Raw genomic sequence first — 26,703 nt, 5'->3', positions numbered from 1 at the left:
TTCAACTCATCCCGGTTTCAGAATCCTCTTTTGTGTTGAGGTCGGAGTTCCAATTTTTCACTTTTTGAACAACCACGCTTGAAATCGTTTGTGTTTTTAAAACAACACTTTTTTTCACGTCCGTCATATTCACAATTTTTCCATTGTTGTCAACACCGGTACCGTTTTCCAAAAGAAGGATTTTCCCGGCCGGCCCGGAGACCACATAATGCGGCTCACCGGTGTTTTTTAGAGGTCCCGAATCTTTTTCCAAAAACAGGAAATATTCCTTTCCGCCAACGAAATCTTCCGGCTCAATATCGCTTTCAAATCGGACGTTATCGACAGTTCCGGCATATGTCCGAATCACAATCGGCGATTCCGTGTTTCCCTTATGGATTTTATCAATTTGAATGACAACATCTGTGTATATTCTCTTGTCCGGGGACAAATCAATTTCCACAGTATTTGCAGCGGTTTTTGTGTGCGCCGGTATTTGATGTGTCTGCATTGGAGGCATCTGTGTTTGTTGCGCCTGCGTTTGCTGCATCTGTGTTTGCTGCATCTGCGTTTGCTGCGTTTGCATCATCAAAACAAGTTCTTCCGGAGCCGTTCCGTCCGGCGTATTCCACACAGAGGGTTGAATTTCAACAACCGTTCCGGTAATGATCAGTTCCGACGTCCGCCCGAGTTGAACATAAATATAAGTTCCGGGGGTGTTGTACGCGGAAAGATTGTAAGCGGCCGGGTTTTCTCCGGAGTTGATAACGACGACATCAGATGAGCCGGATGTGTTTTGCGTCGGCAAAGTCTTGTTTTCAACATTTGCGGCAGCTTGCGCGGTGTTTGAAGAATTTGTTTTTGTTGTGTTGTTTGCCGTATTTTCTTGGTTTAAGTTAATGAAAACAATGCCCGCCAAAAAAATCACGAAAATAACCCCAAGAACAACAACCAATTCCGCGTGGTCTCTGTCCATTTTTTTCTCCCGGCAATTGATATAATCCTAATAAATTAAAATACTATGAATAATTTATGATTATTAAACTCAAATACTTTTATACTATTTATAAACTTTCCATTTTTTCAAAATTCGATTTATTTATGGTTTTAAAGCTTCATATTTTTCGAACAACCCGGCACGGGTTGCCGTAAGCGATAACGTTGTCCGGAATATCTTTTGTAACAACACTTCCGGCGCCGATAATGACCCCATTTCCGATGGTAACGCCCGGTAAAACAATAACACGTCCGCCAATCCAGACATCGTTGCCGACACAAATCGGGTGGGAATAAATCATACCTTTATTTCGCTCTTCTTTGTCCGTCGCGTGCCCAACCGTATAAAATCCGCAATCCGGCGCAACAAATACATTGTCGCCAAAGGTAACTTTCGCACAGTCCAAAATGATGCCGCCGTGATTCATGTAAAAGTTTTCACCGATTTCGATATTGTATCCGTAATCGCAATAAAAAGGCTGCTCAATGAGGAATTTATTTTTGGTTTTGCCGAAGAGCTTTCTTAAAATCGCGTTTCTCTCTTCCATTTTCGACGGATGGAGTTGATTGTATTCATGACATAAACCTTTGGCGTCGGCTCTTTCTTTGTCCAATTTTTCGCCGCCGGAATAATACAAAAAATCGTTTTCATTTTCCAGATTTGTCATGTTTTCTCTCTCCCGTATAATTATAGAATTTATTGAATAAATTTGTTCGCTTTCAATAGATGGTTTACGTCAAAATTAACGTTCCGATGGATTCATTTTTATAAAAATTCAATGCTTGGGGACGAAAAAATATAAAAAAGTCGAAACATTGGAAAACGAAAGAGGAAAACACCGGAAAACGAAATCGTCAAACAGCGGCAAAGAAAACAAAAATGAAAAGAAACAACATTTATCTGTTCAGCTTTGGTTGCAAGAAGGTTTAATCGCTGAAACATTTGGAAGAACTTGTTTTTCGAGTTTTTTATTATGTTTTTTGAGCTTTTTTTATGTTAATGTTTTCAAGTTTTTTTATGTTAAGAAGCGAAACCGGTGAAATGAATTATTCCATTGCCGGTTCCATCTATTCAATTGGCCGGTCAACCAAACTTTCCGGTCCGTTTTTCAAATCGTTTTTAACGCAGTGAGTCCGGTTCCGTTTTTTGATTTCCGGTTCGACATTTTTCGGTCGGGATCTTTTTGGATTTTCCTTCGGATTCGGGGTCAGATTTCCGAAGTTGGAGTCGGGATGAGTTCCCGGGTTTAAAGTCGGGGTTGGACTTTGTTGGAATTTCCTTTGGATTTTGTTTGATTCCCTGATTTTTCCGTTTTTCGGGTATATCCGTTCGGGTTTCAAACGGATGCCGAGCCGCTTTTTAAAGCCGGCGAAGATTGAATCTTCTTAACAAATCAACATACGCAGCTCATCATATTTATATTAATCGATATATATTATCGACTGGATAATTATAATATTTGTCTAATTTTTGAGTTTAAAATTTTAAACGTTTTTTTTGCGTCATGAATTGTTTTGTTTTCAGCGATCAGCATCGAGTTCTCTTTTTTTGATTTTTGAATTATTTTATTGAGCATCAGATCCCCGATGTTTCCGTCCCCAAACGCCAGGTGCAAATCGGATTTTCCATCGTTGTCGTGAATGTGATAGTGATTGACTCGCCGATTTAAAAATGCGTCCAGTGTGTTTGTCGTATGCGCGTGCCCGATATCTAAAACAAACGACAGATCCTCCTCTTCCAAATTGATTTCATCCGGGTACCGGAACAGAAAAATTTCAGCGTTCGGCATGTTTTCCACGCAAATATTGACGCCCGTTTCCTTTCGAATTTCGGCCAGCTGCCGGAGAGATTTTAAAAGCGCCGCCTGAGAACTTTCATAAAGTCCGGTGCTGTTTTGCGGCATGTATCCGGGATGAACAACCAAAATGTTCGCGTCGATTTCTTGACAAACGCGGGCGCTTTGAGAAATTATTTCAAGTCCGGCCCGGCGGATTTCTTCCCTCAAGCTTGCCAAATTGACGTCTTGCGTCGGCGCGTGGACGGAATAAGAAAGGTTGTGTGAAAAAAGACATTCATAGTTTGGGTTATTTTTAAAATCCGCGACAATGTCATGTTTTCCTTCCGAAAATATTTCCGCAAAACCGGCAAATTGTTCGATTTCGGAAAGCGCAAAGTCCAGATCTTTGTCAAATAAAGCAAGCGTTGAAACACCAATCATGTCTTTTTGGATGTTGTTTTTGAATAAAAGCGTAATGGTTTTTTAATGTGTCATGTTAAATTTTATTCAATAAATTTTTATATTATTTAGAATATTATTAATTTTTATTTCAATATTTTCCATATTTCTCTATATTTTCAATACCGAAACCTTATATGATGGCAGCTCATAATTAAAACCCAAAACTTCAATTAAAACACAATTTTACAATTCCGATTCATATTTTTCAGGTGTTCTCATGTCCCCTCCGATTCAATCAAACAATTCACCCGAACCGGAAACAACTCTTCCGTCCTCCGCTTTTCCGGCTCACAGCATCAATTTGGACGATCCGACACTTTATGTGGAGCGGGATTTCAGTTGGCTTCATTTCAATATGCGCGTCATGGAAGAGGCGCTTGATGAAAGCAATCCGCTTCTTGAACGGGTGCGTTTCCTATCGATTTATGCCGGCAATTTGGACGAATATTATATGGTCCGAATTCCAACCGTTCACAAGCGCGTTTTGGAAGAGGGTATGAGCCTTGAAACAGCCAACCGCGCTTATTTTGACATGCAGCAAATTTATTCCGAATTGGCGGTCATGCTTAAAAAGATGGAATTTTGCTGGGAAGACATGTTGATGCCGGAACTTAAGAAAAACAACATCAACATCCTGCAATACAATGAACTTCAGGATTATCAAATCGAGTATTTGACCGATTACTTCAGGCGCAATATATTCCCGCAGCTTACGCCGCTGGCATATGATTCCAGCCATCCGTTTCCATACATCACCAACCAAAGCATTAATTTTGCCGTCATTTTGTCGGACGCGCTTTACGGCGACGTTTTCGTCCGCGTCAAAATTCCGTCCAACGTCAAGCGGTTGATTTTGATTCCGGATCGCGAGGATTTGGCGGTTTCTAATTCTTCTCTGCCGGAATCCCAATTTCCGGTTCCGTTTTCGGCCGGCATGAAAAAGTCAAAATCCGACGCTTACAATTTCATATGGATCGACGACGTGGTTTTGGCAAACCTGGACATGGTTTTTCCGGGACAAAAAATAAAAGAAGCCCATGCTTTTCGAATTACGCGTGACGGCGACTTGGGCATTGATGACGACGGCGACTTCAGCCTTCTCAAATCGATTGAGAAAAAGTCGGGCGTTAATTATTTCGGGCCGCCGCTTCGTCTTGAAATCAATGACGGAATGTCGGATTACGTCCTGAAAATTTTGCTTGAAAACCTCAAACTCCGTTCGTCCCAAGTGGAAGCGCTCAAGTCGCCGGTGGGTTTGGTTTCCATTTCGGAAATTTGCAGCATTGACCGCTCGGAACTTAAATTCGAGCCGTTTGCGCCCAAAAAGAAAAAGTATCTGAGCGTTTCCAAAGAGCTTGATATTTTTTCCCGAATCAAGAAAAAAGATGTTCTGATTTACCGCCCGTACGACAGTTTCGACAGCATGATTGACTTTGTTCAAGCGGCGTCAGTGGATCCGGATGTGGTGGCGATTAAAATCACGCTTTACCGAGTGGACCGCAATTCCCGGATTATTCAATACCTTAAAGATGCGGCCGATAACGGAAAACAGGTGGCTGTTCTCATTGAGCTCAAGGCCCGTTTTGACGAAGAAAACAATGTTTCAAAAGCGAAAGAACTGGAGCACTCGAATATTCACGTTGTTTACGGCGTCCCGAATTTGAAAACACACGCGAAAATGTGTTTGGTTCTTCGTCAGGAAGGCAACACGATTGTGCCGTACATGCACATGAGCACCGGAAATTACAATGCGGGAACGGCTAAAGTGTATTCGGACTTTGAATATTTCACGGCTGACCCGGTTCTCGGGCAGGACGTCGTTGATATTTTTAACAGCCTCACCGGTTATTCCCGAAAGACCGATTACCGGAAAATGCTGGTGGCGCCGAATTCGCTTCGAAGTGAATTTATTCAAAAAATCCGGCGCGAAGTTGAAAGTCATCAAAAAAACGGAAACGGCTACATGCTTTTCAAATTGAATTCTTTGGTCGATCCGGAATGCATCAAAGAACTTTATTTGGCGTCGATGGCCGGCGTTCAAATTGATCTTCAAATCCGCGGCATCAGCTGTATCAAACCGGGGCTTCCGGGAATCAGCGAAAACATTCGTGTCACGTCCATTGTCGGCCGGTTCCTTGAGCACACCCGCGCTTATTATTTCTACAACAACGGAAATGAAGAGCTTTATTTGGGAAGCGCCGACTTAATGCAGCGGAATTTGGACCGCCGCGTTGAGCTTTTGTTCCCGGTGAACGCCGCTTATCTCCGAAAAATCAAAGACGTGATTCTTCAAAAGCATTTGGAAGACAACGTGAAACTCAGAGTCGGTCTTTCCGACGGTTCGTTTACGCGGTACAAACGCTCCGACGGCGCCGAGCCGCTTGATTCTCAAATTTGGATGATGACAAATCAGGATAAGTGGGACTGATTTTCAGTCCTCTCTTTTTTCGGGCGGCGCCATACGCGCGCGTTACAGCGGCACATTTTCTTTTGCATTCAAAAGACAGCGGGCAGTTTTTGAAAAATCAAACGCAAAGCGTTTGATTTTCTCGGAATATCTTGAAAGATAATAAAATTGGAAACAGCAGATGCAAACTGGAAATTGGAAACAGCAGATGCAACTCAGGGCAACAAATCGAAGGCTTTTGTTGGAAGATTTTTTAATTTAATAAAATGGCAGGACGGTTTTTATGACTCAAAGCGAAAATGTGTCGCCTTAACGCGCACGGCGGCGCCGAACAAAAAAAAGAAAAAAATAATTAAAGCGTTTTTGTTTATTTCCAAAACTGATACCACTTTTTTTTCGGCACCGCTTGCGGTTCCGGCATTTTTTCATCCGGAATCGTCAATTCAACCGATTTTTCGTTTTCTTTGGCGCTTTCAATCAACGGCTGGACCTGAAGCATATACGCTTGGTGAATCCGAATCAATTCTTCATAATTCCGGTTGGCGGCGGCGAGTTGGTCTTTTAAGTCCGAAATGTGGCGGCGTTGGACTTCGATGATGTTGTTGTCGATTTCCCTCTGAACAGCCAATTCTTCTCGTCTTTTTAGGCCGGAATAATACTCGGACAAAGCGGTTGAAATCACTTCATTCGGATTTTTCTCGGCGTCGATTTTAATTCTCAAGTTTTCCGGCAAACGAAAGTTGACATTCGCCTTTCCGATTTTTTTTGCGGCGCCGATTTTTTCCTTCTTTTCGTTTATTTTGCCTTTCCGCGCCGTCTTTTCGTTTTTACTTTTCTTCCTTTTGATTTGATTTTTTTTCATTTCTTCTTTGTTTTGGGACACGGCAAAACCTCTCATTCATTTTAAAATCCGGATTCTTCAATGATTTTTGAAATACGTTCATGGAAAAACTTTCTGTCCATTTTTTTCCAAACACCGCGGAACTTCAGCAACAGCGACTCAATTTCTTCTTCCCGGTATGTTTTATATTTGAGCAGTTCGGCAAGGACAGATTCAAATTCGGCAACTTCTTTTTCATTTTCACCGCTGTTCAAATTTCGTTTCATTTCTTCAAGGCGCCGGATATAATTTTCAATCGCGTCAACAGCGACGACAGCATCGTGAAAATCACCCAAAATATCTTGTAATTCTTTGAATTCCTTCGTCAATTTCACAGCGGTATCGCCCAAACAATCCTTGAAAAAGTCAAGCGTATAGCGGAAATTTTTAGCGGCGATTCTGAGCCGGTGAAGCTTATCGATTGAGATGAACGGACCGTCCAGCCATTCATGATAAGCGGTAATGCCGGCCGCTTTTTCATACAAAACTTGCGGCAAAACGTCCGCCACGCGGGACGGGGCGACATCTCCCTTTTTGTTGATGGCCGGTATCCCGATGTATTGTCCCTTGGTTAATGTCTTCTGAATCTTATTTTTGAAAGTTGAATAGTCGTCCGAGTTCAAATAATCCGCAACAGCCTCATGCGCTTTTTCCTTATCAGCGGCAACCAATTCATAAAAAATATTCAGGCGCGCCGGTTGAATATTCTTGTTTTTCAAATAGGCGTCCGTCTTTTCCAACAAAACATCCAAATCCCGCGATTTTCCAAGCGGTGACAGCGTTTTTTTGAGATTGTCTTCGGTTTTTGAAATCCATGCCGGGTCCAAAAATTCATAAAAGATTGTCACCGACGAACGCATTTTTCGAAGCGCGACACGCATATCGTGAACCGCTTCAATCTCTTTTCCTTCAATAACGCCGGGTTCGCATTTGATGACCTCCCGAAGTTGTGTCAAAAATATCTTTTCGGACGCGTTGGCCATTATATCGTCGCATGAAATCTTTTCAGCCGCTTTTTTCTTTTCGTTTGCTGAAATTTTTTGGTCAAACGTTAATTTTTCGCCGTCTTTTTCATACGCGCCGCTTCTCACTTGAATAAACCGGACCGGGATTCCGAACACGAAATTAAAAAGAGATGACCACCCCTTTTTCGGTTTTGTTTTTTTGTCGGCCGTGTAGTAAATTTCCACCATTTTCTCAAATTCAGAAATGTCTTTCTTTACATCCGCCGTTTCATTTTCAACCGAATAAGCCGGTTCGGTGCCGCCTTCCATTTCGGTGAAGCCGCTTCTCATTTCAAAGATTTCATTTTCCGTTTCCAGATTCAATTCAAAAGAGTCATCCGTTTCTTCAATCCGGCTTCTTTCAACGGACACGATTTCCCGAATGGATGCCTTTTCCTTTTCCAACCGGTTGACGATTTGCAAAAATGATGCGTCAACCAGCGCTTTTCTTTGAAGAGCCGGCGGAACAAAGAAACCGGCGTTTTGAATGGCGTTTTTAATTTTGAGTTCGGACGGGCTTTTGATGTTTTCAAGAATGAACGCCAAACTCATCATTTTGAGTTCATTGAGCGTTGTTTCTTTAAGCGGGTGCGTGAGAATGATATCCCGGATGACATTTCCGTCTCTTTCAATGGAAATTCCTTGCCCGATTCCGGAAAGAACGGCCAAATGATTTAAAATCCGATTTTGCGCTTCACTCTTTGTTGAGCGGTCGCCCGCAAAAAAATCCGCCCAATAAGACATGTTTTCGGAACGCGCTTTTACGATGCGGATATCTGAAATATCGGCGCCGTAACAGACCGCCAGTTCTTCCGCCGTCCATGTCTTGCTGTCCGAAATCGGTTTTTGAAGGTAAAAGGCCGGGTTTTCAGCGCTTTCAAAGACAAACGGAAACAGGGACAGCCGAGCCGACAAAAATGCTTGATAAATGTTTACGATGTCTTCCGGGGATGTTTTATATTTTTGGGCGGCGAAATTTACGGAAAGACCGCTGTCCAGTGCCAATATCATGGACGCTTTGAATTGAAAAACATCCGAAATAACGTCCGAATCGTTGCCGAATAAACCGTTTTTGCCGAAGTAATCCGAAAAGTCGGTCGAATAATCTTTTTCACAAATTTGAATAAGCGCCGCCTTTTCAGACGGCTGTAAAAAGTTGGGGCAGACCGTGTCAAAAACAGATTCGGATCCGCTGTCGATTGAATATTTTTGTTCCGCCAACGCCGGATTGACCCGTCCGTCGATTTTGTCGCGGTTGAAGTAAAGAATCAAGCCGCGCTCGAATTTTGATAAATAATTCGTTCGAATGTTGTTTTGAATCAACGGCTCCGATTTAATCGTGTTTACAAAATCTTTTAAATCTCCTTCCGTGCCGTTTTTGAGTTCGATTTCCAACTCGAAAAAAGTGTGCGTTTGGTCGAAAATTTTTAAATAAACACAATCAACAGCCATTTCCGCTAAAACCTGTTCCTGTTCATTGACGCCGGTTTTAACATTTCTGAACATACGTTCCTGTCCGATCGTTAAAACGGGAATTAAATCAAAATCGCCGATGGCAAACGTTAATTTTTTCAAAAAATCAGGGTTGCTGATGTCTTTTACAGCCGAATTCTTGGGCAGAGTTTGTTTGGCTTCCATGCGCTTGTGAACGCCATCTTTCCGGTCTCCGCGGCTTTTCAGCGTCCACTCAATTTCATCGGCTCCCTTTTCTTCCCGCGCGCGCAAATAATAGCCGACGGAAAGCAGCAAAAAATCGGGCGTATCGTAAAACGTGTCTGAAAAAACAGCCGGATTTCCTGTTTCAATTGTAAAAGAACCTGTTTTTGAAATTGTTTTTAAAAAATCATGTGTTTCCGGCTTTAAAACACCGAATTTGTATTCAATTTCCATGTTCTTTCCTTCCATCTTAAATGCTATTTTGTTTTGAACAATTGTTTTTATCAAAAACAGAAATCATCGAATTTTATTTTTGATATTTATATTTTATTTAAGTAAGACACTTTTTCTGTATAAATAGCCACCGAAAAGAAAAAGGACGATCAAAATGAGCAAAACAGAGAACAGTAATCTGAAACAAAACAGGAAATTTTATCAAATTTTATTTTTTAATTTTTAAAATCAGTTCTTTTGGATCGATTTTTCCGTCGTTTCAATGGCACCCACCAATTTTCGGATGGACTCATACCGTTCTTCAACGCATTGCAAAAAAGGAGCCACATTATCACCGGCAATCGCGCCTTGTTGTGACGGTTTGATGAGTCCGTTTTGTTCCAAAATGCGCAGAGAATAACGAACTTTGTGCGCTTGCATTCCGGTTTCTTCAGACAATTTTAAAATACCGATGGGTCCCCGTTCAACGACAAATTTTAAGACAAGAATGTGCCTGTCAATTAATTCTAATTCTGTGTAGGCTTGTTCAAACAACATGAGGAACACAAACAGTTTTATCGCTAAGTTAAGTGTCATTCATTCAATATTTATACTTATCTGATGATTATACATGATTAATGGTTTAACATAGGATCATATTTCTATTTTTATAATCTCATTTTATTATTATAAAAATCATCTTTTGTTATTTTTATCTCTTTTTTTATGGATTCACAAAAAAATAATTAATTTGAATTTTTATATAAAATGGTTTCGGAAAAAAATGTATGTTTAATTTTATATTTTCACGATTTCAATTTTCGTTTCTGAATTTTTCAAATTACCGCATTTTTCAAAAATCTTCAATCACAGTATTTGAAAGTATTCCAATGCCTTCGATTTCAACGTCTACCGTCTCTCCCGGAAGCAATTGACCAACCCCCGGCGGTGTTCCGGTCGCGATGACATCTCCTTTTTTTAAGGTCATTATGTTTGAAATAAACGCGATAAGCTTTGGGATTTTAAAAATTAATTCCGCCGTGTTTGAGTTTTGACAAACCCGAATATTTCCATCCCGATCGGTTATTCGGGTTTGAATATTCAAATTTTCCGGATTCAGGTTTTGTTGTTCCAACTCTTCCGGCGTGACGATAAACGGTCCGAGCGGCGCAAACGTATCAAAACTTTTGGCGCGCGTCCATTGTCCGTCTTCTTTTTGAAGATCGCGTGCCGTCACGTCGTTAAAGCATGAAAATCCGGCGATATAAGAGTCTGAGTCCTCCGAAGATATATTTTTGCCATCCTTCCCAATAATAACGGCCAATTCCGCTTCATATTCCACTTGTTTGCTGGCGCCCGGATAAACAATACATCCATTGTGCGGCAAAAGCGCCGTCGGCGGTTTGAGAAATAAAATCGGATTTTTCGGAACCGGCATGTTCAATTCCCGGGCATGATCCGAATAATTGAGTCCGACGCAGATGATTTTAGAAGGAAGGACCGGCGACAAAATCAAAAGAGAAGACAGCGCGTATTCGTCATCCAAATGTTGATATTCCGGCGCCGGATAAACGATGCCGTCAAAAACATCGCCCTCAAAATCAACTTCCATATCGCTGTTTTCATCCAAAGATCGGAACCGTCCGAACATAAAAATCATCTCTTGCTTAACTCATTATTGATTTTGGCGGCGCCGCGCGCGTTGCAGCAACGCATTTTATAGCACATTCCTTTAACCGGCGGTCAATTTCTCTTTTTTGTGTTATATTTCATGTCCATGTACACGTTTTCCGCTTTTCGTTCCGAAATCATTTGATTCAATCTTTTCATTCGTACCGGCCGTTTATATTTTTAATTTTATTTTACTTCTCTTTCAGCAAATCGGCCAGCTCTTCTTTTTTGAAAGCGGAACGGATAATCCGGGTCCGGCCCTTTGAGCCTTTTCCGGAGAAATCGGCGGTGACATAGCCGGCCGAAATCATTTTATTAATAATTTCATAAAAACGGGTGTAACCGATGTTTGTTTCCGCGTTGAATTTTTCATACAAGTCTCCGGCGGATATTTCTTTGGTATCGGCGACTTGGCGGATAATTAATTTTTCGTGATCGGTCAGGTTTGCAAACATTCGGGTAATATACAAAGAACGGGATGCTGAATACGCTTTTTTCACGTCTTCAATTTCCACTTTTCGAGACGCTCGTTTTTCGGCATTGAGACCGGACCGCTTCAACAGGTCAACGCCAACCCGAAGATCGCCGCTTTCGTTCACAAAATTTGCCATTTGGTCTTTCGCGTCGTCGGTCACGACGTTTGGGAAAAAGCCGCGCATAATCCTGTCGTCTAAAATATCTTTGATTTCGGAAAGTTCGTATCTCGGGAATTCAATTTCTTCCGGAAGAAAAACGGAACTGACGCGTTTGTCAAAACCGTAAATCACTTCGGGGTCGTTGACAATCGCGATGACGGAAATTTTTGAGCCCGGATATTGCTCGTGGGCGCGCAGAAGCGAATACATCACTTCGTCGGCATGCCCTTCATAAAAGAGATAATTGATGTCATCCAAAACGACAACAAGAACTTTATCGACATCGATGAGCTTTTTGGTTAACTTGTCAAAAATGCGGTTAAAAGAAACGCCGGATGCCGGCGGCGCAACACCCATCACGGATTTATAAATCCGGGAGATCACGGCAAACCGGGTGGAATCGATTTGACAATTCACTTTCACCGTGAGCACTTTATCGGTATATTCTTTGAGTTCGTCGAAAATTTTGAGAGAAGCGCTTGTCTTTCCGGTGCCGGGCGGGCCAAAAAGAAGACAGTTGAGAGGACGTCCGCCCCGGATGGCCGGCTTAAGCGCATAGCGGATGGCGTTTAATTGTGAGTCGCGGTGCGGGAAATAGTCCGGCAAATAATCCAACTCAAAAACATCGGATTCCTTAAAAAGAGTCTCATCCCACATCAACATATTATTTTCTTTCATAAAAATCCCGATTTGTTTGATTTTGCATTTTATTTTTTATTTAAATGGGGTATTATTCTATAAAAGGTAATTGAAAATTGAAAACCGGTATTTCGAATCAATTCCTTTTCTTTAAAAAACGGAAGCCGGATTTTGTCGAGATGTATAACTTGCCGCCGTAACGCGCGCGGCGCCGTCGTTAAAATTTGACCGGTTCCTTCTCTTTATCATCCATATTTATGATGTTTACTGCGGTGCAAAGCATATTTTAAATACCAAGATATTAATCGTTCTATCTCATTATCACATTTACTCAAAAGAATCAGAATTTCCTCAAGGTTGAGAAAATTATGGCATTGGACCAAAATGACCTGAACACGATTGAAAAATATGCGCTTCAAAACGCTGTTAAATACGAAGCCGTCCCGCAAGGAAAAGCGGTGATGGGAAAAATTATGGGCATTTGCCCGCATCTGCGCGACCGGGTGCCGGAAGTGTCGGCTGCCATTGCCGATATCACGGACCGGATGTGCAAAGAAACGCCGGCCGAATGGGAAGCCCGGCTCAACGCGATGGCGCCCGAACTCTTAGAAGAATTGTCCGTTAAAAAAGAACCGGATAAAGGTTTAAAACCGCTTCCCGGCGCCGAGTCGGGAAAAGTCGTGATGCGTTTTGCGCCAAACCCGAACGGACCGCCGACGGTTGGCAGTTCCCGCGGCATGATCGTCAATTCCGAATATGTGAAAACTTATAACGGCAAATTTATTCTCCGGTTTGACGATACCGATCCGGAACAAAAACGGCCGATGCTTGAGGCTTATGATTGGTATGTCGATGATTTCAAATGGCTCGGCGTTGTTCCCGACCAAATTGTGATTGCGTCTGACCGCCTGGACAAATATTATGAAATTGCGTTTCAGTTGATCGATCTTGAAAAAGCGTATGTTTGTTTCTGCGACGGCGAGACGTTTAAAGGTTTAAAAGACAAAAAGCAAGCGTGTCCGCATCGGGACACGCCGGCAGCCGTCAACCGCGCGCACTTTGAAAAAATGCTTTCCGGCGGCTATGAGGAGCGGGAAGCTGTTCTTCGGATTAAGACCGACATCACCCACAAAGATCCGGCCATGCGGGACTGGGGCGCTTTCCGCATTCTTAAAAAATCGCATCCCAGACTGGAAGTCGGCAGCAAATATGTTGTTTGGCCGCTTTTGGACTTTGAGGGTGCGATTGAAGACCATCTTCTCAAAACCACGCATATTATTCGTGGAAAAGACCTGCAGGACAGTGAAAAGCGCCAAAAATACATTTACGATTATTTGGGGTGGACATATCCGAAAACCATGCACTGGGGACGCGTTCGAATTGAAGAATTCGGAAAACTCAGCACCAGCGGCATCCGTGCGTCGATTGAGGCGGGCGAATACAGCGGCTGGGACGACCCCCGGCTTCCGACCGTCCGCGCGATTCGCCGCCGCGGAATCCAACCGGAAGCGCTTCGAAAATTCATTGTGGAAATGGGCGTCGGAGAAACCGATGTCAGCATCAGCATGAATTCGCTTTACGCTGAAAACCGGAAATTTGTCGATCCGGTGGCGCACCGCATGTTCTTTGTCGAAGATCCGCTTGAAATGACAATTGATGGACTTGGCGACGTGGTCGCCAAAGCGCCGCTTCATCCGAATAAACACGATGCTGTCCGTGAAATCAAAGTGAACGGCAAGGTTCTTGTGACGGCGGAAGACAAAAAAGAAATGTCTGTCGGCTCTAAAATCCGGCTCAAAGACTTGGCCAACGTGGAAATCACGTCATTATCGCCGCTTTGCGCGAAATTTTTGGACAACAATGCCGAATCCGCCAAAAAATGTAAGATGAAAATTATTCATTGGGCGCCGTCCGACGGTGTCAAAGTGACCGTTCTCGGGCCGGAAAAAACATCCGTGGGAATCGGCGAGCGTCAAATCTTAGCGGAACGCGACAAAGTCGTTCAGTTCGAACGGTTCGGTTTCTGCCGGATTGATTCGGTCGATGGCAACAATGTCGTCGCGTATTTCGCGCACAAATGAACGAATTATTCAAAAACAGACGGTCGTTTGATGATTTGGTCATTAAATTTATTTACTTATTCAGCAACTTAATTGACTTACTTTGTTTAATTGATTTGAAGAGATTCAATCAGATTCAATAATGAATTCGTATCCATTGTCGGAGATCTTGAAATGAAAATTTTAGTCAGCGATTCGCTCTCGGAAGAGGGTCTTTCGATTTTAAAGGAAAGCGGTTTTGATGTTGTCGTTAAAACCGGCCTTTCCGAAGATGAGCTTGTGAAAGAAATCAAAGGTGTCGACGCTTTGGTCATCCGCAGCGGCACCCAAGTGACCGCCCGCGTTATTGAGGCGGCGGACAAATTAAAAATCATCGGCCGCGCCGGTGTCGGTGTGGACAATGTGGATGTGGAAGCCGCCACCAAAAAAGGAATTATCGTGTCGAACACGCCGGATGGAAATACGCTTTCCGCTGCCGAACATACGTTTGCGATGCTCATGTCGATGGCCAGAAACATTCCGCAGGCTTGCGCTTCTCTTCGGGCCGACAAATGGGAACGGAATAAATTTATGGGCGTTGAGCTCAACAAAAAAGTGTTCGGTGTCGTCGGTCTTGGCCGCATCGGCGCCGAAGTCGCCAAACGTGCTCAAGCGTTTGGAATGACGATTCTCGGCTACGACCCGTTTGTGTCGGAGGAACGTGCCAAATCCATGGGCATTCAGTTAACAACGGTGGAAGACATCTGCCGCCGCGCGGATTTTATTACCGTTCACACGCCGCTCACCAAGGAAACCACGAATCTCATCAATAAAAACATGTTTGACGTGATGAAGAAGAACGCGCGCATCATTAACTGTGCCCGTGGCGGCATCATTAATGAAGAAGATTTGGCGGACGCCGTCGAATCCGGAAAAATTGCCGGCGCGGCGATTGACGTTTTCATCAAAGAGCCGCCGACCGGGTCCCGTCTTCTCAAGTCCGACAAAATTATTGTGACGCCGCACCTTGGCGCCTCGACTGTCGAAGCGCAAATCAATGTGGCAATCGACATTGCGCATGAAATCATCAACGTACTCAATGGTGAAGGTGCCAAAAGCGCGGTCAACATTCCGTCCGTCCGTCCGGAAGTCATGGCGGTCATTTCTCCGTACTTGAAACTTGCGGAAACCACGGGAAAAATCGCCGGCACGCTGATCGGTACCGGTTACAACAAGATTGAATTGTCTTACCAAGGCGAAATCGCCGGAAAAGATACCCGGACCATTACACTCGCCGCTTTAAAAGGCGTCCTTCAAACGGCAGTCGGCGCAGGCGTCAATTATGTGAATGCGCCCGGGCTTGCCAAATCCCGCGGCATCGATGTGTCGGAAAAGAAATCGGAGTCCAGCGATGAATATTCATCCGTTTTCACGCTGACGCTTTTTGGCAGCAACAAATCAACCAGTGTTTCGGGAACGGTTGTCGGAAATGATATTAAAATCATTCAAATCGATAAGAACCGGATTGATGTTTTCCCGTCCGCGTATATGATTTTTGCCGACCACATCAACAAACCGAATGTGATCGGCCCGTGCTGTCAGGTTCTCGGCCAAAACAACATCAACATTTCCGGCATGCAAGTCGGTCATGTGAAAATCGGCGAGCCGACAATTATGGTCATCAGCGTGGACAGTTCCGTTCCGGAAGACGTGCTCAAAAAATTGACGGCGATTGACGGCGTTTTGAGCGCGAAGATCGTGGGAATTTAAATTAGATTAAAAATAGAAAATTGAATAAAGTCAAACGTCAAGGCTTTATTCAACCATTTACTCTTTTTTCAGCAATTTCATACACAAGCCCGTCATCCCGAATGGAAATAACACAGATTTCCATTGTGGTTTCTTCTCGAATTAATTTGTAAATGACTCTGTGTTTTCCAACTCTGATTTTGAAACAACCTGAAAGTTTTGTATTCTTTTGGTTTTCGAGTGGTTTCCCATAGCCGCCCTCGCTGTGAGGTAATGGATTTTCGGATATTTTTTTGATGGCTTTAAGAATTTGATTTTTAATTGTTTTGTCGAGTTTTTCCAGGTCATGTATGCTTTCTTTTAAAAATTCGATTTTCCAAGCCATTAATCAATCTCAACCTCGGTGTTTTCAATATCTTTTTCATCAATTCCAAGCTTTTCAAGAACTTCTTCATAAGAATATCTCTTTTCGCCGGTTGCATTTTCCATCCGCCTTTCAGCTTCTTCCAATAAAAGTTGATCTTCAATCATTTCGATCATTTCCTCATATTTACTTATTGATAAAAGAACGCAGACCGGCTTGTTGTTTTTTAAAACGGTTTTCATGCCGGTCGCATCGACTTCTTCAAATATTTTTTTGGCGTCGCCTTTATTAAATCTTGAGATGGGAACAAATGTTTGATGTAAATTTACAGATGGATAGCGGTTGTTCATGGTTTTGCCTCGTATTTCGAATTTAATCTGTTATGATATTTAATATCTTCTTTTTTATCGATTAATTAACTTATTTTTTAATTAACTAATCTATCTATAAATTATTTATAAAAATTAAAATTCGAACAATCGTGATCGTTTAAATTTATTTTCACAATATTTTGTTTGTCGGAATTAATTCTGTATGTCAAATCTAATTTTATATGACTTAACATTTTCGTTAAATCGAATAACTTTTTATATATGAAATTCCTATGTTTTTTGATTTGTTACGTCTTTCATTTTTTGCTTGTATGGGGTCTTTTGTTTCCGTTTTTAAATAACTGTCCTTTCAAAGAGTTTTGAAAAATCCGGCAGATGAATGCAAAACAGATCATGCGAACGGATCAAACAGAATAAGTGTACATGCAAAAAAGAGGGGTTGTGATTAACTATGAGTATTCGAACAAAAAAACCATCCTCAAAAAAAGAACGCCGGTTTGCCGGAGTTTCAATGATTATGATCGTTATTGTTGTCCTGTTGACTGCCATGATGGCGGGTTGTCTTAATCAAGATGCAGACACAGAATCGGCGGGCAGCGGTTTATCCTCGCCTTCCGGAAACGAAGGAACCAACAACAGCACGAACGAAACGACAAATGACACCAATACATCAACGTCATCGTCCAACGCGTCTTCTTCCTCCTCCTCGTCCTTGCCGGTTATTGTGGCAAACAGTTCGACCGGTGGCGGCGGCAGTGTAACGCCATGGCTTGCAACCGTAAGCAATCCTTTTATCGGAACATGGGTTTCCGACCCGGATGAAAATGGTATGACCCTTGTTTTCAAAGGACATTCGGATGGCACTTTTGATTATGAGATCCGAAATATGCCTCCGGGAATGTCGGATGCCTTTGGCATTCCTGAAGACGGACTCGGAGACGGAGCCTATCTTGTCAGAAAAGATTTGGACGGCACGAGCGTTGTTGTTTCGTATTATGATTTCGGCATGGTTTCGCCCGGTAAATTTGTTGTGATAAACGATAATTTGATTCAGCTCACAGAATTTGAGACGACTGAATCGGGCGGGAAGAGTTATGGCGAATCGACGAATTTACACCGAGAAGGACCATTGGTACGTTCCGATTATGTGAATACAACATTGTCTGATAGCATTTTTATCATGGGTTCCGCAGAAATCGGATGGGGCTTGGACCTCACCGAAGAAATTCCGGAGGATATGCCTGAAGACGAGCGGGAATTTATGGAATTCATGTTAGGGACATGGGGCAAAGATTACTTCCCTTCATTATTACAGTTCAATCCGGACAGTACGGTTTTCTGTACATTCATCGATATGGGCTGGCTCATGGAAGATTTTGGCTTTATGGAAAACGCGCCGAGAGATATAACTTTTCCATTTTCATACGCTTTCTATAATGATGAGGACGATGGAAATGACAGGCTGATCATTTATACCGAAGAAGGCGCCGGGGAAAACGGATTGCTTGTTTTGGCTTGCGACTATTCGACGATGGGAAATAATTATTTGACATACACCTATTGTGATATTCAAGACGGGTTTGCTGCGCCTTCCACAGAAACGCTTGTCTCATGGATGTATCCTTATGTCAATCCGAAAGTTATCGATGAAGATAATAATGAAGCTGGGGTCATGTTTTTAACGATGCCGGATTTAGAGATATATGCAGACCAGATCAACCTTGCAGAAGAGAACGGATTTGTGTGGGCACATGAAGTCTCGGTTGCGGAAAACAGTTCCAGTGAAAATGTAATCGGTAAACCAAATCAACTCGCTTCCGGAGTCTATCCCAGCGGATTTAAATTCTGCATTGAGACCGCAATTGAAGACGATGATCCTCTTCGTCCGGCAATCGGATTCGGTAATCTTTTCTTGTTCACGTCCGACAATATCGGGCCGGCTTATGGTGAATTGGAAGAAATAATGGATGACGCAATAGAAAATGGAGAAGACGTTGGCGGATGGGTTTTGATGGATTCCGGTACGTTAACCAGCCGTGGAATTCATGTCTATATGACAAATGCGGCAATGGACGAACCGAAAGAAATCACAGATAGAATCTCTTTTGGGATGACCTCTCTGGATACAAATGAGGATTCTATTAATGATTCGATCCTTTTCAGTTACGGCGCCATTATGGTTGATGACGCGCTTGGCCGGGAAGGACTCGAACTTAACATCGCCTTAGAAGAAGAACTTGTTTGGGATGATGGCGAAAAAGATGGAAACATCACCGGAGAATTGTGGATTGCCCTTGACTCGATCGCTGCGGCGGGGGATGGAACTCTCTCTGACCCTTACCAAATTGAAACAGCAGAACAGCTGAATCAGGTGCGTTACAACTTAGACAAGCATTTTATTTTAATAGACGATATTGACCTCTCCGAATACACGAATTGGAGACCCATCGGTACCTTTGCTCCTCTTTCGGATGCTCCCGAAGATGCGGAAACTCCAAATATGGCGTGGGCTTTTACCGGTACTTTTGACGGTAACGGACATACGATTTCCAACCTGACCATTAATCAGCCGGCAGGTTTTGCAGTCGGCTTGTTTGGATGTGTTGTCGGAACCGATGGAGAAGACGCTTCCCTCTACAACTTAACGGTTGAAGATGCGGATGTAACGGGAGCGGTATTGGTCGGCAGCGTCGTCGGCTTTGCTTTCGATTGCACCTTGGAAGACATCAGTTTGACCGGCGACAATACCATTTCCGGTCATAATATGGCCGGTGGTATCGTCGGCGGCAGCGTTGGCCACGGCTTTGGAAAGATCATTGGATGCAATGCTGAAGCTGATATTGTTGTTTTAAACATCTCCTTCCTTTATGACCCTAAACCCGATGGAATGGGTCTCGTTAGCGGCACAGCCGGCGTCTTAGGCGGCGGTTTGGAAGGCTTCTCGCTGGCTGACTGTACAGCGGTCGGTACGGTGACAGCGACAGGCGACGATTGTTACGGACTCGGCGGTTTGGCCGGGTGCGTTTTTGTCGGTCCTTCCATTGAGAACTGTACTGCCGATGTTACAATCACAGCGACCGGATCCGGTAATGACCTGATCGGTGGTTTGCTGGGCTTTTCCGGTACCCCCGATGAAGACAATCCGACCTTAATTTCAGATTGCCGTGTTGAGGCTGTTGTTGATGTGCCGGCAGACGCTTACCGCGTCGGCGGTCTTATCGGCGGCGGTTTTTACTTTGATGATCCCTACTATACGGCTCTCTATCCGGTTCCGACGGTGTTCGAAATTACGAATTGCGACACCACCGGCAGCATTTCCGGAGGCACGACCGTTGGCAGTATTGTGGGTCTAAACTATCTGAATTCATTGTCAGGTTGTACCAGCGGTATGACATGGGATGGCGACGCTCTTGAATTAATCGGAGATACGTTTACGATTTGATTCTTGCATCAAGAGCTATTCGTACAGCCAAGTTTCAAAAGCCATATGAAACGACAGAATAAATCGTCGTTTCATACGGCTTATTTTTTTAACACGAATGAACTTCCAAATATTATATTCATTATTTTGCTCCTTCTTTTTGCTCGGTTGAATTTTCAAATTGTTTTTCAATCTCTTTTCAGCAAACATTTTTTAAAAAACGTTTATAAGAATTGGCGGTGATGTTGTATTCAAAAGTAAAACGTTTTTTCATGAACTGAGGTCAAAATGAGTATCGGATTCAGTTTTCAATCGGGCCCCTGCGCGCCCGAAAAAATTCGGGAATTATTTTTAATTCTCAAAAATATGTCCAAAAAGCATGATGTTGAATTTTTGGGCAGCGGCAATTTCGATGACGCTGTTTTTATTCATTTTTGCAAAGCCGGAGACATTGTTTTTTGGTACGAAGACGGGATTTTACGGGGTGATTGCCAAACGAATGCCGCCGGTCCCGGCTTTCATGCGGCGGCGGTTGATTTTTTAGACGTTTTTATGGTGAAATCCAAACTTGACGTTTTGGTCGATGATGAAACAGATTATTATTCTCACCGCGATTTTGAAAAGATGAGGCGGGAGCACTTTTATAATTGGCTGGACAATTTGGTTCAGGCGGTTTATGAACAGTTTCAAGGTGCAGAGGTCGGAAATGTTTTCATTTGTTGGGGCCCGGAACAATATGAGCCGATCGACATTCCAAACACAGTGGTAACGCCGGTCGGTCGTTTTTCCATGAAAAATTTGTTGATCCGGGCAAAAGAGATTGACACGTTTGCCGGAGACTTTTTCATTTGGAACAGCCGGGAAAAAGACGCCCGTTTCTATCGAAATTCAGCGCTGTCAATGCTTTGGGAAGATTGTTTTTTCATGCCGAGCCGCCGAAGTCCGCCGGATAAAAAAGTGAATCAGGATATTCTTTGGCATTTGGAAAAGGCGATGAAAATGGACTCATCGCTTCCGTTTCCGGTGGCGGAGTATTTGGAGATTTGCAATCTGGCCGGTTCAAAACCAAAATCGGTGGCAAACCTTGCGGCCTATGAGTCGGAGTTTCCGGTCGGTTACCGAAAAAGCGACGTCCATTGGCGTCTCGGAAATTTGCTTCTGCCGTTTCCGGGGTATTTTTTGTATTCCAAAGACCGGGACGGGCGCGACCATGTTTATCATGACAATTTGGAGAAAAATTGGTATACTTACCGGATGACGGCACTTTTCGGGCCGGAGCCCCAGCTTGATTTTGACGACGACCTTTTTGAAGGTTCGGCGGAACCGCCGGAAACATTTCCTGTCAAGGACGGCATTTGCCGCGCCTCTTATTCCGGAAAAGTCAAAGAAAACGGCGAGGAATACTGTCAAATCGTCGCGGAAATTTTGTCCGGAAATCAAGTGACGCTCATTACGGTTTACTTCGACGAGCCGGAAAACCGGGTTCATGTCATGGACCGGCTTAAAGGTGTTCTGGCGAATGTGAAAGACGACGATTGATATTTTTTGACGGGCGGCGGCGCGCGCGTTATGGCGACACATTTTGTTTTTGAGTCATGAAAGACAACTCGCAGCCTTTGAATAAAATTAAATAAGCCTTCGGCACTTTTTTGAAAAAAATCAAGCAATCTCTCCCGAAAAATCAAACGCTTTGCGTTTGATTTTCTCGGATTTCGATGAAAGATAGCAGAATCGGGAGCTGCAGATGCAACTGGAAATAGGAACCGCAGATGCAACTGGAAATAGGAACCGCAGATGCAAACGGAAAATAGAAACAGTAGATGCACCTGAAAATAGGAACCGCAGATGCAAACTGAAAATAGGAACAGTTGATGTAAGCTGAAATTGAAAAACACTCCAATTTCAGCAACCCGTTTTATCCGTTATCGGACCCGATATCTTCGCCGGCGTCTTCTTTTCCGTAAACGCCGACAATCCGGCTGACTTTGTTCGGGTTTTGTATGACGTGATTTTTTCGCCGGCTGTCGTAATATTTTTTCTCATTTTTCTCTTCCGGATTTTTGGCAGAGGGTCTTTCATTAAACGGTTTTGAGCAAACGGCTGTTTCATCGATAATGATCCGCAAATCTCTTTGCCGGCACGGAATTTCAATTCCTTCTTCCCGGAACCGACGGAGGACGGTGGAATTGATATAGTCGCGCGATTCCCATTTCCGGTCAAAACGGTTGGTCCAAAATGTCACCATCAAATCCAAACTGGATTCGCCGAATGTCAGGAAAAACACTTCCGGAACCGGTATTTCTAATATGTAGTCAAAATTTTTGGCGGCGTCAGTCGCGACTTCCATCAGGATTTCTTTGACTTTGTCCATGTCCGAACCGTAGCCGACAGAGAACGGGAGGCGGACTTTGATTTTAATATCCGGCATCGCGTAGTTGGTAATGATGCTGGTGGAAATGGTGGAGTTCGGAATCGTCATCAATTCGTAATCCAGCGTCCGGATGCGCGTGCTTCTGGAACCGATATCGAGAACGTCGCCGACATGGTCTCCGATTTTGACGCGGTCGCCGACTTTAAACGGGCGGTCCGCATAAATCATGGCGCCGCCGAAGAAGTTGCCGATCGTATCCTGGGCGGCCAGCGCGACAGCAATTCCGATCACGCCGACGCCGGCCAAAAGAGGCGTGATGCTGACGTCGTAGATTTTTAAGATAATTAAAACGGCAGTGAACCAAATGATGTATTCGGCGAGAAGGTCCAACAGTCCGAGCAACCGTGTTGTGATATCGTTTTTTGTACTTTGAATGATCCGCCGTCCGTAAAATTCCATCAAATTTTGAACCAAGGCCGATAAAAACCAGGCGCCAATGATCACGGCAATGACTTCGTTTAATTCCGTCATCATCAGTCTTTCCATTCCGGCCGGCGTTAAAATATAATTTTTAATGCCGTAATAAGTCGGAATCAAAAAAGCGATGATCGTCACCGGTTTTCCGACGGACGCCAAAAAAACGTCGTCCCATTTTGTTTCGGTCGTTTCAACTTTTTTCAGCAACACTTTTCGGATTTGGCGCATCCCGAAAAAAAGAACCAAGCCCAAAATGATGAACAGGCAACCGTAAATAAAAGAAAAATCCGTATAATTAATATATGATAAATAATCCGCCATAGTTTTCCGCTCAGAATATTTTGTTTTTCATGATTCTACTTTTATTATCTTAGTTCTATATTCGATTAATCATGTAAAATCAAATAAGTTTATAATTATTGATTAACTTACTACAAGCAGTCATTTCACTTATTTAATTCTGATTGATACAGGGAGATGAGATTAAATTTTATCTTTCTTTAAATATTTTGAATTAATATTAGATTGAAAATAATTTAATAAAATAGAAAAAATTCAGAAAATTTTGATTATATAAAATTTAGATAAAAATGGATTTGTTTAAAAAACTGGGGTATTTATGCGGTTAAACAGAAAACATTTGGCTTTGACGGTTTTATTCGTATTTTGTTGTTTGTTTTTGACAGGAACGGCAATGGCTAACGAAATTGTTGTTGAAAACAGTGGAATTTACACGATTTATTTAGATCCGGCTTTGGTCAATAACAGCGGAACGATTCAGGGAACAGGCGGCGTCACATATACGGATGTAACGGAAGCCGGCAACAGTTTCAATTATACCGGTTTTTATGCGTCTGATATTTCCTACAAATTTTTTAATACCGGTACGACTTCGGATGGTTTTTCAATTGTTTTGAGTTCTTCCTTCACCGGAACGGATGTCAATTTAGTTTTAACGGGTCCTTATGCTTCTCATAGTATGGTTGTCAATAGTATTCATATCAGTTCAAATTCTCCTGCCCCGTTTAATCTCACGATTAACGGCAACGGTTATTCCATTGCGAACGGCAGCGTCTATATATTGGGAACCGGTGTGAATGATTACGATGCCGTCAATGTTTCAAACCTGACATTGACAGACGGCAGTTTATGTTTTGCAAATATGATGGCAGTTTCCTCTTCTATTTCCGGCATGAATATCCAAAACGGGTCCATTTATTTGGACAATGTTTCTTTGACGACGGGTGGAATGAATATTTTTAACAACACCGTTTCAAGCAGTGAATTCGTTCTTGAATTTGTCACGGAATATTCTTCCGGCTTTACATGGATTTATAATAATAAATTTTCAACAGATCGTCCGGAGTATTTAAAGTTCGATTCTTCTAACATGTCCGATATCGAGTTTAACGAATGGGACATGTTAAACACGACTGCTCTTCCGCCGCATTCCGGAACCAATGTTGTCGGCGGTCCGAATATTGCCGGAAACTATTGGACAAACTCTGACGGTTTCGGATACTCGGATATGTTGCCGTCGTCTTCTACCGGTTATTCAACAATTCCGTATACCATCCCGGATGATTTGTCATCGGGAGACCGTATTGATTATTATCCGCTGACCAAATACACAGCTCAGCAGGGTGGCGGCGGCACGGGTAACGCAACGGTTGTTAACAGTACAAATGAAACCAATCAGACCAACGCAACAAACGAGACGAATGAAACCAATCAAACAAATACCACCAACACAACAAACACCACCAACCAAACCAATCAGACCAATGGGACAAACGGCACCAATGGTACAAACGGTACCGGCAGCCCGGGAGGTTCAGGCGCCAGCGTCAATACGATCCTCCGGCAGCTGAAAGAAAACAATACGTCCACCGAAGAAGTTGTTACCGATTATATTGTTCCGGCATCTATTGTTACCGGGGCGGGGGTCAGCGCGTTGATTATGACGTTGATCAGTTTGATTGACTTTTTCTTTGACGTGACGTCTAAAAATGTTCGCGGCGCGGTCAAAACGCATGGTTTATCCGGTCTTCAAATCCGGTTTAATCCGCCGTCGTTGAGTACAGTTTTCAGTGCCCGATCCGCTTTCATGCTTTTGACATTTATCATCGGCATTGTCATCATTGATACACTGCTTGGCGACACGGTGGACGCGGCGATGAACGGCGGTCTTTTAACATTCCTGACAGCGTTTATTCCGCCAATTGCGGTCGGCGCTATGATTAACATTGGCGGCGGCTTGTTCTTGGATGAAATCTTAGATTGGATTCTTGAAAAGACCGGCAAGTTCGCCCGGGAAAAGACATCGCTTTTGGACGCCGTTGAAACGAACAGGCATCTGAATATTGCGGCTTTCTTCATCTTCCTGGTGGCGGCGACGACCATTCTGATGTTCTTCATCTTGTTCTTGGATTGGTCACTTTTGTGAGAATTTTTAAAACGTTCTCACATTTTCTTTTTTTTGAAGCGGCCTTCGCGCGTGTTACAGCAATCATTTTCTTGGTTCTGTAATCAAAAAGAAGATGTTTTTATTTTTTTGATTGAGGAAAGTTTATATTCTATCAATCTTATTCAGGGACGTTATCTATTCGAAAAAGTATTGTATATCTGATTTTTATTAACACGATTTTTGATCCGTTATATCAAATTCAGGATACCATATTTTCGAACGCAGTCGGTTGGTTTTTCAGCCGAATTATAGATACCGATTTGGCATTGCCGATGCATGCCGGTCGCATATGCGTGAGTAGGATTTTTGTTTATTTTAGAAAAAATCTTGCGGAGGAAAATAATGGGTAAGAGAACACTTGTAAAGCTCTCGAGAAAGACAAATCCGAGAATGATTAATCTCATTTTGACGCTCAAAAACGCGGCCAATGAGAACGACGCGCCGATCTGGTCGGCGATTGCCAAAAAATTTGAAAACCCGTGCAGAAACTATGCTGATGTGAACTTAAGCAAAGTCAACCGGTACGCCAAAGAAAATGAAGTCCTTTTGGTTCCGGGAAAACTTCTCGGTGCCGGCGATGTTGATTTCCCGGTGACCGTTGCAGCTCTCAGTTTCAGTGTTGCGGCAGCTGAAAAAATTGCGGCGGCCGGCGGCAAATGCATGAGAATCGAAGACATCCTTGAAGAAAACCCCAAAGGGTCAGGCATTCGGATTTTCCAGTGAGGTGCAAAAATGACAGTTATTGACGCAAACGGATTAATTTTGGGCCGCCTCTCCAGTGTGGTCGCAAAACGCCTTCTGAATGGCGAAACCATCGATATTATCAATGCCGAAAAGGCAGTTATTTCAGGTTCCCGCGCAAACATCTTTGCCGATTATGAACACTCCGTCGAAAGAGGACGGCCCGAATACGGTCCGTACTTCCCGAAAAGACCGGACAAAATCATGAAAAGAACGGTTCGCGGCATGCTTCCGTACAAAAGACAAAGCGGCAGAAAAGCTTTGAGCAACTTAAAGGTTTATGTCGGTGTTCCGGCCGAATTCCAAGGAAAAAAGACCGAAACCGTTGAAGATGCCAGTATGGAACGTCTCAGCTCCCGGAAATACGTCCGCCTCGGAGATGTCAGCAAAAAGCTCGGAGCGAACTTCTAAGGAGGAAACAT

At 43.2% G+C, this 26,703-nt stretch carries 19 protein-coding genes; 8 read left to right on the top strand and 11 right to left on the bottom strand.

Annotated features, from left to right (window positions below; genetic code table 11):
• Position 1 precedes the first annotated feature (1 nt).
• The 3 genes from MsAc7_RS05290 to MsAc7_RS05280 all read right to left on the bottom strand — a co-directional run bounded on the left by MsAc7_RS05290 (position 2) and on the right by MsAc7_RS05280 (position 3,194).
• Entirely contained in the window at positions 2–955 is a 954-nt protein-coding gene (locus MsAc7_RS05290) for a hypothetical protein (RefSeq protein WP_338101885.1), read from the bottom strand.
• Positions 956–1,094: 139 nt separating this feature from the next.
• Entirely contained in the window at positions 1,095–1,643 is a 549-nt protein-coding gene (locus MsAc7_RS05285; RefSeq protein ID WP_338101884.1) for a sugar O-acetyltransferase, read from the bottom strand.
• Positions 1,644–2,426: 783 nt separating this feature from the next.
• Positions 2,427–3,194 carry a sugar phosphate isomerase/epimerase family protein gene (locus MsAc7_RS05280; protein ID WP_338101883.1) on the bottom strand — a complete coding sequence of 256 codons (768 nt, stop codon included), beginning with the start codon at positions 3,192–3,194 and terminating at the stop codon, positions 2,427–2,429.
• A 238-nt stretch (positions 3,195–3,432) separates the two neighbouring features.
• On the opposite strand from MsAc7_RS05280, the gene ppk1 reads away from it, so the two are divergent.
• Positions 3,433–5,643 carry a polyphosphate kinase 1 gene (ppk1, locus tag MsAc7_RS05275; RefSeq protein ID WP_338101882.1) on the top strand — a complete coding sequence of 737 codons (2,211 nt, stop codon included), beginning with the start codon at positions 3,433–3,435 and terminating at the stop codon, positions 5,641–5,643.
• A 346-nt stretch (positions 5,644–5,989) separates the two neighbouring features.
• Here ppk1 and MsAc7_RS05270 read toward each other — a convergent pair whose 3' ends face one another.
• The 5 genes from MsAc7_RS05270 to MsAc7_RS05250 form a co-directional block, all read right to left on the bottom strand.
• The gene (locus tag MsAc7_RS05270) at positions 5,990–6,505 is read right to left on the bottom strand and encodes a hypothetical protein (RefSeq protein WP_338101881.1); all 516 of its coding nucleotides are present in this window, start codon (positions 6,503–6,505) and stop codon (positions 5,990–5,992) included.
• A gap of 20 nt (positions 6,506–6,525) precedes the next feature.
• Positions 6,526–9,396: a CYTH and CHAD domain-containing protein gene (locus MsAc7_RS05265; RefSeq protein WP_338101880.1), complete on the bottom strand. Its 2,871-nt coding sequence runs from the start codon at positions 9,394–9,396 to the stop codon at positions 6,526–6,528.
• A 228-nt stretch (positions 9,397–9,624) separates the two neighbouring features.
• Positions 9,625–9,933, bottom strand: coding sequence for a hypothetical protein (locus MsAc7_RS05260; RefSeq protein ID WP_338103471.1), 309 nt, complete (start codon positions 9,931–9,933; stop codon positions 9,625–9,627).
• 295 nt (positions 9,934–10,228) lie between these two features.
• A complete protein-coding gene (locus tag MsAc7_RS05255) occupies positions 10,229–11,026 on the bottom strand; it encodes a fumarylacetoacetate hydrolase family protein (RefSeq protein WP_338101879.1) in 798 nt (265 codons plus the stop codon).
• A gap of 211 nt (positions 11,027–11,237) precedes the next feature.
• Positions 11,238–12,359 carry an ORC1-type DNA replication protein gene (locus tag MsAc7_RS05250; RefSeq protein WP_338101878.1) on the bottom strand — a complete coding sequence of 374 codons (1,122 nt, stop codon included), beginning with the start codon at positions 12,357–12,359 and terminating at the stop codon, positions 11,238–11,240.
• Positions 12,360–12,688: 329 nt separating this feature from the next.
• Here MsAc7_RS05250 and MsAc7_RS05245 point away from each other — a divergent pair, with 329 nt between their 5' ends.
• Both MsAc7_RS05245 and serA read left to right on the top strand, forming a co-directional pair.
• Positions 12,689–14,401, top strand: a complete 1,713-nt coding sequence (locus MsAc7_RS05245; RefSeq protein WP_338101877.1) for a glutamate--tRNA ligase — start codon at positions 12,689–12,691, stop codon at positions 14,399–14,401.
• Between the two features lie 153 nt (positions 14,402–14,554).
• Entirely contained in the window at positions 14,555–16,129 is a 1,575-nt protein-coding gene (gene serA, locus MsAc7_RS05240; RefSeq protein ID WP_338101876.1) for a phosphoglycerate dehydrogenase, read from the top strand.
• A 49-nt stretch (positions 16,130–16,178) separates the two neighbouring features.
• Here serA and MsAc7_RS05235 read toward each other — a convergent pair whose 3' ends face one another.
• A complete protein-coding gene (locus MsAc7_RS05235; RefSeq protein ID WP_338101875.1) occupies positions 16,179–16,493 on the bottom strand; it encodes a type II toxin-antitoxin system RelE family toxin in 315 nt (104 codons plus the stop codon).
• Positions 16,493–16,822: a type II toxin-antitoxin system Phd/YefM family antitoxin gene (locus MsAc7_RS05230; RefSeq protein ID WP_338101874.1), complete on the bottom strand. Its 330-nt coding sequence runs from the start codon at positions 16,820–16,822 to the stop codon at positions 16,493–16,495. Before MsAc7_RS05230 ends, MsAc7_RS05235 begins: the two co-directional genes overlap by 1 nt.
• Positions 16,823–17,255: 433 nt before the next feature.
• Between MsAc7_RS05230 and MsAc7_RS05225 the strand changes: the two genes are divergently transcribed.
• Both MsAc7_RS05225 and MsAc7_RS05220 read left to right on the top strand, forming a co-directional pair.
• A complete protein-coding gene (locus MsAc7_RS05225; protein WP_338101873.1) occupies positions 17,256–20,246 on the top strand; it encodes a GLUG motif-containing protein in 2,991 nt (996 codons plus the stop codon).
• Between the two features lie 267 nt (positions 20,247–20,513).
• Entirely contained in the window at positions 20,514–21,764 is a 1,251-nt protein-coding gene (locus MsAc7_RS05220) for a hypothetical protein (RefSeq protein WP_338101872.1), read from the top strand.
• A 376-nt stretch (positions 21,765–22,140) separates the two neighbouring features.
• Here MsAc7_RS05220 and MsAc7_RS05215 read toward each other — a convergent pair whose 3' ends face one another.
• Positions 22,141–23,394: a mechanosensitive ion channel family protein gene (locus MsAc7_RS05215; RefSeq protein WP_338101871.1), complete on the bottom strand. Its 1,254-nt coding sequence runs from the start codon at positions 23,392–23,394 to the stop codon at positions 22,141–22,143.
• Between the two features lie 373 nt (positions 23,395–23,767).
• Here MsAc7_RS05215 and MsAc7_RS05210 point away from each other — a divergent pair, with 373 nt between their 5' ends.
• The 3 genes from MsAc7_RS05210 (at position 23,768) to MsAc7_RS05200 (ending at position 26,692) form a co-directional block, all read left to right on the top strand.
• A complete protein-coding gene (locus MsAc7_RS05210) occupies positions 23,768–25,519 on the top strand; it encodes a hypothetical protein (RefSeq protein ID WP_338101870.1) in 1,752 nt (583 codons plus the stop codon).
• A 363-nt stretch (positions 25,520–25,882) separates the two neighbouring features.
• Positions 25,883–26,263 carry a 50S ribosomal protein L18e gene (locus MsAc7_RS05205; protein WP_338101869.1) on the top strand — a complete coding sequence of 127 codons (381 nt, stop codon included), beginning with the start codon at positions 25,883–25,885 and terminating at the stop codon, positions 26,261–26,263.
• 9 nt (positions 26,264–26,272) lie between these two features.
• Positions 26,273–26,692: a 50S ribosomal protein L13 gene (locus tag MsAc7_RS05200; RefSeq protein ID WP_338101868.1), complete on the top strand. Its 420-nt coding sequence runs from the start codon at positions 26,273–26,275 to the stop codon at positions 26,690–26,692.
• Positions 26,693–26,703 lie beyond the last annotated feature (11 nt).

This window comes from Methanolapillus millepedarum, from assembly GCF_032594115.1.
Taxonomy (GTDB): domain Archaea; phylum Halobacteriota; class Methanosarcinia; order Methanosarcinales; family Methanosarcinaceae; genus Methanolapillus; species Methanolapillus millepedarum.
Note: the sequence above shows the minus strand (reverse complement) of the source record. Positions and strands in the feature narration are given on the sequence as shown.